Below are 10,554 nucleotides of genomic sequence, written 5' to 3'. Positions count from 1 at the left end.
GCGCAGGCGGCGCTGGCCGAGGTGCGGCAGAGCGTGGCGCTGATGCGCGCCAATCCGCTGGCCGGCCAGCCGTTGCCGGACGTGATCGCTGGGATGGTGCGCGATTTCGACCGGGTTTCGCCGTTGCAGGCCAGCTTTACGCTGGAGGGTGATGTGGGCGAGGTGGCGCCGGCGGTGGCGATGACGCTCTACCGTGCTGCCCAAGAGGGACTCACCAATGCCCAAAAGCATGGGCAGGCCACCCAAGTGACGGTGCGGCTGATCGGCGCTGCCGATAGTGTGCGGCTGGAAGTGATCAATGACGGCCCGCTGGCGGCGCGCTTGGGGGGAACCTTGCAGGCGGAACCGCTGCCGGCGGGCGGCTTCGATGGCTGTGCCCCGTGCGGGTGCAGAGGGAGGGCTGCATGATCCGCATTCTGTTGGTCGATGACCAGACCTTGGTGCGGCAGGGGATCCAGACCCTGCTCGATCTGGAAGAGGATTTGACCGTGGTGGGGGCGGCGGCGAACGGCCAACAGGCGCTGGCCATGGTTGAGCAATTGCAGCCGGATGTGGTGTTGATGGATGTGCGCATGCCGGTGATGGATGGCGTGGCGGCAACCCATGAGATCACCAAGCGGTGGCCGCACATCGGCGTCATCATTCTGACTACGTTCGATGATGATGAAATATGTGATCGAGGGCTTAAAAGCCGGCGCGCGCGGGTATATGCTGAAAGATGCCGACAGCAGCGAGATTGTCGAAGCGGTGCGGATTGTGGCCCGCGGCGAGGCATTGATCCAGCCGAGCATCACCCGCAAAGTGCTGGCCGAGTTCACCCGGCTGGCCGGTGGCAAGGCGCCGGCAACGCCGCCGTTGGCCCGCTCACCGAGCGCGAGATGGACGTGCTGCGCAGGATTGTCGCCGGGCAGTCGAACCGCGAGATCGCCGATCAACTTTGCGCACGGTCAAGAATCACGTCTCGAACCTGCTCGCCAAGCTGGCGGTGCGCCATCGCACGCAGGCCATTATCCGCGCCCGCGAGTTGGGCTTGATCGAGTAATACCTTCCTATGCCAAACGTCATCCCCTGTCTATGACCGCAATCTATCCTGCGCCACTAGCAGCCCCTCGCGCCGAGTGCTATGCTTCAGACAGGCAATCGAGCGAGGTGAAAGCGAGGAAAGCGATGGCAACTGAAACGACAATGACCGAAACGCGCAACCGGTCAGTGGTGGGGATGGTGCTGATTGCGCTCGGTATCGTCTTGCTGTTAGGCTATGTGATCGACACTGGTCTGCTGGTGCTGCCGATGATGGCGATCATCTTTGCCATTGCTGGCATTCGCAAGCGTGAGGCGGGTTGGTTCGTTCCGGCGGGTATCATTGGCGGTATCGGGTTGGGGTCAGCCTTGATCGAAACATTGCCGCTGGCCGAGCCTGTTGCTGGCGGCGTCTTCTTGCTCTCGTTTGCGGCTGGTTGGGCGTCCATCCCGCTGCTCAGTGCGCTCTTCGCGAACGAGAAAGTATGGTGGCCGTTCATCCCCGGCGGTGTGATGGCAGTGATTGGCTCGCTCATCCTAATTGGCGAGTTTGGTATGACCCTGCTCGATCTCATCTTCAGCCGGGCCGGCTGGGTCTGGTCGTTGGCGCTGAGCTGCTCCGGCGGGAAGCTGAGTAACGATAGGGCGCATGCCAATAGGTATGGGAAGGATAGGGCTGTGGCCAGACTCCACAGCCGCTTGCTTTGCAGCGTTCAAGGGCGGACAGAACGTATGAGCGTAGATGTGGTTCATAGCGTTGCGATGCGCCGGTGTGCCCTCATCCCCAGCCCCTCTCCCACTGGTGCGGGAGAGGGGAGTGGAGAATCGAGTGTTGAGGCGTCGCATAGCGATCAACAGTTGTACTCAACCAAGTGTTCTGTCCGCCCCTCAACTTTGCAGCGCGGAAAGGTGCTTGACAATGACTGACGCTACGCTTTCCGCAACACCGGCTCGCACTGCCGTTTCGCTCCAGCTCCGGTGGCGCCAATCTATCCTTCTTTCGCTATGTTCAGGGATCTTGATGGGCCTCGCCCAACCGGCGCTGGTTGATATGGGATGGCTAGCGTGGATCGGTCTCGTGCCGGTATTGATTGCTCTTGCCGGCCAGCCGGTGCATCGCCTTCTCTGGATTGCGCTGCCTTGCGGCATCCTCTGGTCGCTCGGCGCGCATGCGTGGTACCCAGCGCTGTTTGGTTGGGCCGGCGGCACACTGCTGATCGTGGCGGTCGGCTTCTTTTACGCGACGCTGTTGCAAGCCGGTATGGCGCTGGCCGTTCGTTTGCCGCCCTCGTTCCACATCGTTGGTCTGCCGCTCGCGTGGACGGCGTTGGAGTTTGTGCGCACGGTGATGCCGGTGGCCGGCGATTGGTGGTTCGAGGGTTTGGCGAAAACGCAATGGCGCTTTCCCGCCGCGTTGCAAATCGTCACCCTGACCGGCTGGCCCGGATTGAGTTTTATGATTGTCTTGGTCAATGCGGCGCTGGCGGCCATACTCGTCGCCGCTTGGCGGAAGCGCATCGCGTGGTCAGCAGTGATTGGTTTGGGGAGTGTAGCACTGGTACTGGCATGGGGATGGCGGGTGATCATGCCATCACCTGCAGAGACAGTACGGATCGGGGTCATCGTCGATCTCGCCAACCAGCGTGAGCCGGCGCAACCCGCTGTGCTTGAGCGTGATGTTGCGCTCACGCGGATGCTGGCAGCGCAGCAACCGCAATTGGTGGTATGGCCGGAAAACGAGTTGGCCACGGTTGACGATCCGGCGCTGCGGTTGGCGATTGGGCAACTGGCCCACGAACTGAACGCATATATCGTTGCCGATATGGTCTGGCCCACACCCGCTGGTCGCTACGATACAGCAGTCTTGTTTGGGCCAGATGGGGCTGAGGTTGGGCGGCAAGCCAAAATCAATGTGACCGGAGAGGAACAGGCGCAAGGCTTTAGCGCCGGCCAGCGGCGCTTTCCGGTCTATCCGACCCCATTGGGAACCATTGGTCTCGGCGTTTGCTACGATCGGCATACACCAGATATCACGCGCCAATTGGCCCGTGCCGGCGCTCGCATTGTCGCTATGCCTGCCGATGATGATTTCGCCGCCAATCCGTGGTTCCCGCGCACGCATGCTGCCGATACCGTCATGCGCGCGGTTGAGAACCGAGTCGCTTTTGCCGTCAGCAATACCAGCGGGATCGCTCTCGTCGTTGATCCGTATGGCCGTATTACTGCCGAGAGCGGGGTCAATCAGATAGCATCCCTGATCGGCGAGACGTTTGTCAGCCACGAGCGAACATTGTATACGCTTGCCGGTGATTGGTTTGGGTGGTTGGTCGCCGGCGTAGCCGGCATCCTGATGCTGGCACGGCGACCAAGGGCATCATAACGGGAGAGGCTGGTGATCCTGATGTGATGCCATCAGGATCACCGACAACTAACCCAACTAGAAAATAATCTGATCGGCATTCACCTGCTCAAGGCTGCTCCACGGCGAGCGCACTTGCTCGGCGCGCAGGTGGCCACGCCGGTAGAGCACCAGCAGCATTACGCCGGCGATCGCGATCAAGGTGAGCGCGCTCAGGTAGACGGCGATGTAACCGCTCGCCGCCACGCCGCTCATCCGCCCGATCATATCGCGGGCGAGACCAGCGGCGATGGTGCCCACGCCTTGGGCCAGCGCCTGCGTAATGCCCCACAGTGCAAGGAACAGACCGGCGTGAGCGCGGTCGCAAAGCCCCATCACCAGCGAGAGGCCGCCGACGATCAGCATGCCGCGACCCATACCGATCAGCGCCACGCCACCGAGAAACTGCCCGACGTGATCTGGCGAGGTGGACAAGCTAATGGTGGCGAAGCCAACAATGCCGAGCAGCGCAGCGCCGCCGATCATGCGCAACGCCGGTTGGCCGCGCCAGAGCAGCCAGCCGGTCAACACAATCGCGGTGAGCATACCGCCGCCCCACACTGCGGTCAAGCGGGTCGTTTCGGCGACCGTCATCCCCAACACCTGCCCGCCGTATGGCTCCAGTAATACGTCATGAACGGCAAAGCCAGTGGTGGCCAGTGCCAGCACGATAAACAGGTTGCGCAACGGGCGCTGCGCCGCCAGCATGCGCAACGAATCGCCCAGCGTTTCGCGCACCCGCACCGGTGTCACGTCGGCCAACTGGCCATTCGGTTTCAGCCGCTCTTGGTCGAGCATTGATATAAACGTCAAGAAGACAAAAGCCAGCGCCGACCCTTGCATCACCTGTATCAAGCGGGTATGGCTATAATCGATCAGCAGCTCGCCGATCAGCAACGAGCCAACGATCGTGCCCAGCACCAGCGCCACCCACAACAAACTCAACACTCGCCCGCGCTCTTCTTGCGGGGTCACATCACTGACAATCGCGAGATAGATCGTCTCGGCGATATTGACGCCCAATCCGTAGGCAAAAAAGATCGCAAAACAGACGATCACTGCCAGCGGGAACGGCAAATAACCCTCGCCGCTGAGCAGAATTAGCGAGAAGGGCGCAGTAGCCAACCCACCGTAGGTCAGCATCGCCCCTAGTACTAGATAGGGAGTGCGCCAGCGGCCAGCGGCGCGATTGATATCCGACTGGTAGCCGAAAATGGCGCGGGCTGGCGAAATAAAGTAGTGCAGCGCCAGCAAGGAACCAACCAAAAACGCGGCGATCCCGAGCTCGTTGATCAACACCCGGTTGAGCGTACCGGTGAGCGGCGCCAGCGAGAGACCCATTCCGAATTGAAACAGACTGAGACGAAAAACGCGCAGCCACATCCGTAGGCGCGGGCGGGTTTCTAGCCAGTGTTGCACCTGACGAAACGGCCGCAGCAACGTGTCTGCCATTGCCATCTTCCGGCTCCTTGCGCTAGAGCGTCGTTGTTGTGACGTATTATAGCACGCGGTGACATGCGGTATAGCCGAAGGCGGCATCACCTCTAGGTGCAAGCTCCTTCATACATCTGCCCTAGGATGGGCATCATCCCCTCGCCCCTCCCACCTGACGCGGGAGACCAAGGCGCAGAGCGAGCAAAGGCGCAAAGCAGCGCAAAGCAGCGCAAAGGGATTGGAAATGACCCTCATCCTCTGTGTCCGCCGCGCCCTCGGCGGTAAGCATGAGGCGGCCCCCATTCCCGGCCCCTCAACCCCACTGGAGGAGGGAGCGAGCCGTTTCCCCTCTCCCACCGGAGGGCGGGAGAAGGGGAACGGCTGGAGAACTGTCAGTGACATGCGCTTCGTCGTAGATAATGCGTGTGGCAAGGGTCGCGTGGCGCAGCATCTCCCCCGAGCACGGGAGCAACCCGCTGTGCGTCCGCTCTCGCCAAAGCAGGAGATTGCTTCGGGTGCTGCGCGCCCTCGCAATGACAGGCCGGCAGCAGGGCACTCCTGCGTTTCGCTCCCGTAATGTCTTTCCCGCCATCCAGCAGCTCCCCCTCTCCCGCCGTCAGGTGGGAGAGGGGGCCGGGGGGGGAGGGCGCACCACCAAGGCGCAGCCGGACGGCTGGCTGGCTCCGCAAAGCAGCGCAAAGTGGTTGGAATGACCTGCATCCTCGGCGGTAAACATGAGGCGGCCCCACCCCCTCTTCCCTGTGGTATGATGGTAACTACAGTGAAAACCACATTTATTGAGATTGCCTATTATGAGCCGAATTGCCGAAACCTTTGCCCGCCTCCGTTCTGAGGGACGGATTGCCTTAATGCCCTACTTGACGGTCGGCTTTCCTGAACGCGAGAGCGCGTTAGAGCTGGTGCCGGCGCTGGAAGCGGCAGGCGCCAGTTTGTTTGAGTTAGGGGTGCCCTTTTCCGATCCGCTGGCCGATGGCACGACGATCCAGCGCGCTACCCAGCGCGCGCTCGAGCATGGCGTGACGATGGCCGATTGTCTGGCGACTGTCGCCGCGCTACGCGCGCGCAAGGTAACTGCCCCGCTGCTCTTAATGGGTTACTACAATCCGTTGTTACGCTACGGTCTCGAGCGAGCCTGCGCCGATTTGGCCGCTGCCGGCGGCGATGGCTGGATCATTCCCGACCTGCCGCTCGAAGAGGCGGCTGATTTGCGCCAGATCGCCGCTGCGCACCAGCTTGATCTGATCATGTTCATTGCTCCCACCACTCCGCCGGCGCGGATCGCGCAGATTGTCACCCACGCCAGCGGCTTTATCTACATCGTCTCGTTGACCGGAGTGACCGGCGCGCGGCAGGCGCTGGCCGGCAATCTGGCTGATCTCATCGCCACGGTGCGCCAACAGACCGATCTGCCGCTGGTGGTCGGGTTTGGCATTAGCCAGCCGGCGCACGTCGCCGATGTGGCGCGCATTGCCGACGGCGCTATCGTCGGCAGCGCCTTGATTGACCGCCTCGAACGGCTGCCGCCGGCTGAGCGGGTGACCGGCGCTGCCGCTTATGTTCGCGAATTGCTAAGCGCGGTGGAATGAGCTTAGGCTAGAGAGGAGCAGAGCGATGGAGGCGCGAGCGTATGTGTTGATCGAGGCCGAGTCAGGCAAGATCGGCGAGGTGCTGGCTGCGCTGCGTGCGATCGATGGCCTGATTGCGGTTGATGCTGTCACCGGCCCTTACGATATCGTTGCGACGGTGCAAACGCCTGATCCGCGCCAGATTGGCCGGCTGGTGATGAGCGAGATCCACGCTATTAGTGGCATTAAGCGCACGATCACCTGCATGGTGATTGGGTGAGGTGCGTTGGCTGGAAAGGAGAACCGGGTGGCTGAATACGTGTTGGAAAAGGGCAAGGTGCATCACAAGTGGGACAATAGCCTGCCGCCGGCGATCGAAATCGCCTCTGGTGATGTGGTGCATTGCGAGACGGCGGAAGTGACCAATAATCAGGTGACTCCCGGTTGTGATGCCAGCGTGTTGATGAATCTCGATTTTAGCCAACTCTACCCGCTGGCCGGGCCGATCTTCGTCAAAGATGCGATGCCCGGCGACATCCTTGAAGTCGAGATTCTGCGCTTGCAGCCGCTCGATTGGGGGTGGACAGGGATCATCCCCGGTCTGGGTTTATTGGCGCAAGATTTCACTGCGCCTTACATTCGCCATTTCGATCTCAGCAACGGCCAAACTGCGCCGTTGCGCGATGACATTCACATCCCGTTGCAACCGTTTTGTGGCACCATGGGGGTGGCGCTTGACGAGCCGGGGGCGTTTGATGTGTTGCCAACCGGCAAGGGTGGCGGCAATATTGACACTCGCCACCTAAATGTTGGAGCCAAGCTCTATCTGCCGGTGTTCGTGCCCGGTGCGCTCTTCTCGGCGGGTGATTGCCATGCCGCCCAAGGCGACGGCGAGGTTTGCGTGACCGGTATCGAATGCCCGATGCAGTTTTCGTTGCGGTTTAACGTGATCAAGGGGCGTTCGCTCAAGCCGTGGCGCTACCACTTTTACACGCCACCCGGCCCGATCCAACCCGCTTATGACGCGCGCGGCTACTACGTCACCACCGCCATCGGCCCTGATCTGATGGAAAACGCACGCAATGCCGTGCGCGACATGATCGAGTGGCTGGTTGACAACTATCGCCTCAGCCGCGAAGATGCCTATGTGCTGTGTAGTTTGGCTGGCGACTTGCGCATCAGCCAAATCGTCGATGCACCCAATTGGTGTGTGTCATTCTATATGGCGTTGAGCGTGTTTCGCTAGTGCAACACAACTCTCATGCGACAACTCAAGCGACGGCGTTCGCGCCGTCGCTTGGGTTATGCCCTATAACCATCGGTACAACCGGAGGGCAATCCCGATCCATACCCCGGCAAACACCGTGATCCCAAACACCCAACCTGATAGGGCAAACGCGCCAATGCCAGACAACAGAGTTCCTACCGTACAACCGAGCGCGATAATAGCGCCCCATCCCATCAAGATGCCTCCGGTCAGTGCCGCTAGACTGCCGCTGCGGCGTGGGATGCTGGGGCGGAAGCGCCCGGCCAGCAGCGCTGCGCCGAACGAACCAGTGACCAACCCGCCGATGAGCCAGCCGTTGGTCGTAATGGTTTGCACCACTTGGGTTGCGCAGCCAGCGAAACTGTCTAAGCCGTTGAGCCGGTCGGGCAGGAGGCTATAGTTGTGGAGTACTGTGCGCGACAGACTACCCAGTTGTGACGTAACGCCAAGCGGTTCGATGCGCAGGTAGGCGACAACGCTGATAATGCCAACAATCGCGCCAGTGACGAGCGGGTTCCAGCGTCGTTCGAGCAGTACGGTGCGAAGATACGCTGGCGTAACGGTGCAGGCCGGTTGTTCGGCGAGTGGAGCAAGCCAGCGTAGCAACCCAAGGGCGATGATGCCCAACACCAACAAGTGAACGATCAACGAGCCGCCATAGCCAATCAGATTGGGCAGCCAAATCACTGGCGCATCAGTGATCAGCGTTACATAAAGCCAGTTCCACGTCCGCAATCCTAACCCAAAGCCGAGTAATGACCCCACGAGCGCCGGCAGCGCATAGCCCGAACCTTCACCCAGCCGGTAGAGATGGCCGCTGATACATGCGCCTGACAACGCCATCCCAAGACCGAAGACAAGTCCGGCAAGCGCCAGCGCTGGGCTCACCGGGCCGATATGCGCGTCGGGCGCGAGCCGTCCGCTGGCTGGGTTAGGTAGAAACGCCCCAAAGACGATGGCGTAGCCGATCCCGCTGATGGCCAGCGCCGTGAGAATAGCGTACAGCGGCCCAGCCTGCCGACGCTCGATCAAATCGCGAAAGATGCAGAAGAAGCAGAACCGGCCACACTCAAAGGCAATGCCCAACGCTCCGCCGAGCAGTAGTGCGAGCGATGCTGCGGCGCCGTGGCCGGGCGTGGTGTGAAGACCGTATGCTCCGGCCAGTAGTGCTGCCAAGCTTAGTATGCCAATGCTGCGCTGAAGCAGGTTCGTGGTTGGTGAAGGAGCAGCTCGATCAAGCGAGCTGCTCTCAGACAGAAAGTTAGCCATTGCCTACTTCACACCCCAGATAGTGCCGGCTGGATTGGCAATCGGCACGCCGACACTATTGCCATATTCTGTCCACGAACCATCGTACAGCGCAACTTGATAGCCGAGGATCTCGCTCAGCACGAACCACGTATGGCTGGCCCGCTCGCCGATGCGGCAGTAGGTAATGATCGGCTTGCTGCCATCGATGCCGGCATCAGCGTACAACTTGCGCAGCTCCTCGACAGTCTTGAAGGTGCCGTCATCGTTCAGCGCCTTCTTCCACGGGATGTTGATTGCGCCGGGGATATGCCCTGCGCGCACCGCCAATTCCTGAAAACCTTCCGGCGCAAAAATCTTGCCGCTAAACTCCTCGGGCGAGCGAATATCGACCAGCGCCTTATCCGCTTCGCCATACACCACCTTTAGCACATCAGGCAGGAAGGCGCGCAACGAGCTGTCTTGCTGAACGGTGAACGTGCCGGCGGGGTACGATGGTGTACGGGTGGAGAGTTCACGATTTTCGGCTTCCCACTTGCTGCGCCCACCGTCAAGCAGCCGCACATCAGTCGCGCCGTACTGGCGGAAGACCCACGCGCCCCATGCGGCAAACCAATTGTAGTTATCGCCATAGAGCACGATCGTCGTGTCGTTATTGATCCCTGCGGCGCGAGCTAGTTCCTGAAACCGTTCGGGGGCAATGATATTGCGCGCGACCGTATCAACAAAATCGGTTGTCCAGACAAAATTGACCGCGCCGGGGATATGACCGCGCTCGTACAGGCCGGGTACGACACTGACCTCGATCACGCGCACTTGCGGGTTGTTGAGATTCGCGGCGAGCCAGTCAGTGCTCACAACCACTTGATCGAACGGGCGCGGCTCGCGGGGTGCATTTGTGGTTGAAACCGGAGCGTTGTTCGTTGTGGCTGGCTGCACCAGTTGGGTAGTGTTTGTTTGCGGGCGCGCAACGCTGATCACCGTCACGATGGCGAGCGTTGCCAGCGCGCCGGCAAGTGCAGCGCCGGCAAGGCGCAACGTCGGGGTATTCACGATCCTCCCTCACTTTCTCTTGCAAAGCGGTTCGTGGTTTGCACCGGTGCCAGCCAGAGTATAGCGGAGATTGTTGAGTTTGTCAATATACTTGATCAAGAATTCAAGAATCTCTTCGGTGCTAGTTGACGATAGCCGGTCTTGCGAGTACCATGCCGGTAAGTTGGTCGATATCTTGAAGTATTGCCTATGGATCCATCACCTTCTCGCCGGATGCGTTGGGCTGTGGGCGGCGCATTGATACTGGCGTTATTAGCAATTGTGCTAGGCGGGGTGTTTACCGTCGTGATCAGTCTTTTCACCGGCCAGCTCGCGCCTGATGCCGGTTGGGCGGATTGGGTGCGCGTGCTGTGGCCGGCGATACTGGTGTGGGGGCTAGGCGCGCTGCCGTTTGGCGCGGCGTTAGGGTTTTTTGCGTCGCTGATCTGGCGCGAAGTTTGACTCTTCGCTGTAGCCGCGCTATAATCAGGGCGTTCGGGGCGTAGCGCAGACCGGTAGCGCACCTGAATGGGGTTCAGGAGGTCGCTGGTTCAAATCCAGTCGCCCCG

Annotated in this window: 10 protein-coding genes, 1 tRNA gene and 1 pseudogene; 9 read left to right on the top strand and 3 right to left on the bottom strand. The window is 60.8% G+C overall.

Features of this window, described 5'->3' with window-relative positions:
* The 4 genes and pseudogenes from U9R81_RS09095 to U9R81_RS09075 all read left to right on the top strand — a co-directional run.
* Nucleotides 1-408: sensor histidine kinase (locus U9R81_RS09095; protein WP_416180950.1), on the top strand; the 408-nt coding region annotated here is incomplete at its 5' end.
* Nucleotides 405-1,042: pseudogene (locus U9R81_RS09090) on the top strand (response regulator). The gene U9R81_RS09095 and the pseudogene U9R81_RS09090, both read left to right, overlap by 4 nt.
* 125 nt (nt 1,043-1,167) lie before the next feature.
* The gene (locus U9R81_RS09080; RefSeq protein ID WP_322495165.1) at nt 1,168-1,947 is read left to right on the top strand and encodes a hypothetical protein; all 780 of its coding nucleotides are present in this window, start codon (nt 1,168-1,170) and stop codon (nt 1,945-1,947) included.
* A gap of 94 nt (nt 1,948-2,041) precedes the next feature.
* Complete coding sequence (locus tag U9R81_RS09075) at nt 2,042-3,400, top strand: apolipoprotein N-acyltransferase (protein WP_322495164.1); 1,359 nt, start codon at nt 2,042-2,044, stop codon at nt 3,398-3,400.
* 57 nt (nt 3,401-3,457) lie between these two features.
* Here U9R81_RS09075 and U9R81_RS09070 read toward each other — a convergent pair whose 3' ends face one another.
* Nucleotides 3,458-4,876, bottom strand: coding sequence for a BCD family MFS transporter (locus U9R81_RS09070; protein WP_322495163.1), 1,419 nt, complete (start codon nt 4,874-4,876; stop codon nt 3,458-3,460).
* 788 nt (nt 4,877-5,664) lie between these two features.
* On the opposite strand from U9R81_RS09070, the gene trpA reads away from it, so the two are divergent.
* The 3 genes from trpA to U9R81_RS09055 are packed head-to-tail and all read left to right on the top strand — an operon-like array spanning nt 5,665 to nt 7,684.
* Entirely contained in the window at nt 5,665-6,459 is a 795-nt protein-coding gene (trpA, locus tag U9R81_RS09065; RefSeq protein WP_322495162.1) for a tryptophan synthase subunit alpha, read from the top strand.
* A gap of 25 nt (nt 6,460-6,484) precedes the next feature.
* Nucleotides 6,485-6,718 (top strand): Lrp/AsnC family transcriptional regulator, encoded by a 234-nt coding sequence (locus U9R81_RS09060; RefSeq protein WP_066782560.1) that lies wholly within the window; start codon nt 6,485-6,487, stop codon nt 6,716-6,718.
* Nucleotides 6,719-6,745: 27 nt separating this feature from the next.
* A complete protein-coding gene (locus U9R81_RS09055) occupies nt 6,746-7,684 on the top strand; it encodes an acetamidase/formamidase family protein (protein ID WP_322495161.1) in 939 nt (312 codons plus the stop codon).
* Nucleotides 7,685-7,747: 63 nt separating this feature from the next.
* Here U9R81_RS09055 and U9R81_RS09050 read toward each other — a convergent pair whose 3' ends face one another.
* Together U9R81_RS09050 and U9R81_RS09045 are read right to left on the bottom strand one after the other, a co-directional pair.
* Nucleotides 7,748-8,974, bottom strand: coding sequence for a YeeE/YedE family protein (locus U9R81_RS09050; RefSeq protein WP_322495160.1), 1,227 nt, complete (start codon nt 8,972-8,974; stop codon nt 7,748-7,750).
* Between the two features lie 3 nt (nt 8,975-8,977).
* Nucleotides 8,978-9,958 (bottom strand): sulfurtransferase, encoded by a 981-nt coding sequence (locus U9R81_RS09045; protein WP_416180951.1) that lies wholly within the window; start codon nt 9,956-9,958, stop codon nt 8,978-8,980.
* Nucleotides 9,959-10,195: 237 nt separating this feature from the next.
* Here U9R81_RS09045 and U9R81_RS09040 point away from each other — a divergent pair, with 237 nt between their 5' ends.
* Together U9R81_RS09040 and U9R81_RS09035 are read left to right on the top strand one after the other, a co-directional pair.
* On the top strand, nt 10,196-10,447 hold the full coding sequence (locus tag U9R81_RS09040) for an ABC transporter ATP-binding protein (protein ID WP_322495158.1): 252 nt from the start codon (nt 10,196-10,198) through the stop codon (nt 10,445-10,447).
* Nucleotides 10,448-10,481: 34 nt separating this feature from the next.
* Nucleotides 10,482-10,554 (top strand) — tRNA-Pro (locus U9R81_RS09035).

It is taken from the genome of Chloroflexus sp. (genome assembly GCF_034435895.1).
In the GTDB taxonomy this organism is placed as follows: Bacteria; Chloroflexota; Chloroflexia; order Chloroflexales; family Chloroflexaceae; genus Chloroflexus.
Note: the sequence above shows the minus strand (reverse complement) of the source record. Positions and strands in the feature narration are given on the sequence as shown.

What these genes read in the sequence shown, in the direction of transcription:
- trpA (WP_322495162.1), top strand. Translation starts at nt 5,665, where the DNA reads ATGAGCCGAATTGCCGAAACCTTTGCCCGCCTCCGTTCTGAGGGACGG.
- U9R81_RS09050 (WP_322495160.1), bottom strand. Translation starts at nt 8,974, where the DNA reads ATGGCTAACTTTCTGTCTGAGAGCAGCTCGCTTGATCGAGCTGCTCCT.
- U9R81_RS09070 (WP_322495163.1), bottom strand. Translation starts at nt 4,876, where the DNA reads ATGGCAATGGCAGACACGTTGCTGCGGCCGTTTCGTCAGGTGCAACAC.
- U9R81_RS09080 (WP_322495165.1), top strand. Translation starts at nt 1,168, where the DNA reads ATGGCAACTGAAACGACAATGACCGAAACGCGCAACCGGTCAGTGGTG.
- U9R81_RS09040 (WP_322495158.1), top strand. Translation starts at nt 10,196, where the DNA reads ATGGATCCATCACCTTCTCGCCGGATGCGTTGGGCTGTGGGCGGCGCA.
- U9R81_RS09075 (WP_322495164.1), top strand. Translation starts at nt 2,042, where the DNA reads ATGGGCCTCGCCCAACCGGCGCTGGTTGATATGGGATGGCTAGCGTGG.
- U9R81_RS09060 (WP_066782560.1), top strand. Translation starts at nt 6,485, where the DNA reads ATGGAGGCGCGAGCGTATGTGTTGATCGAGGCCGAGTCAGGCAAGATC.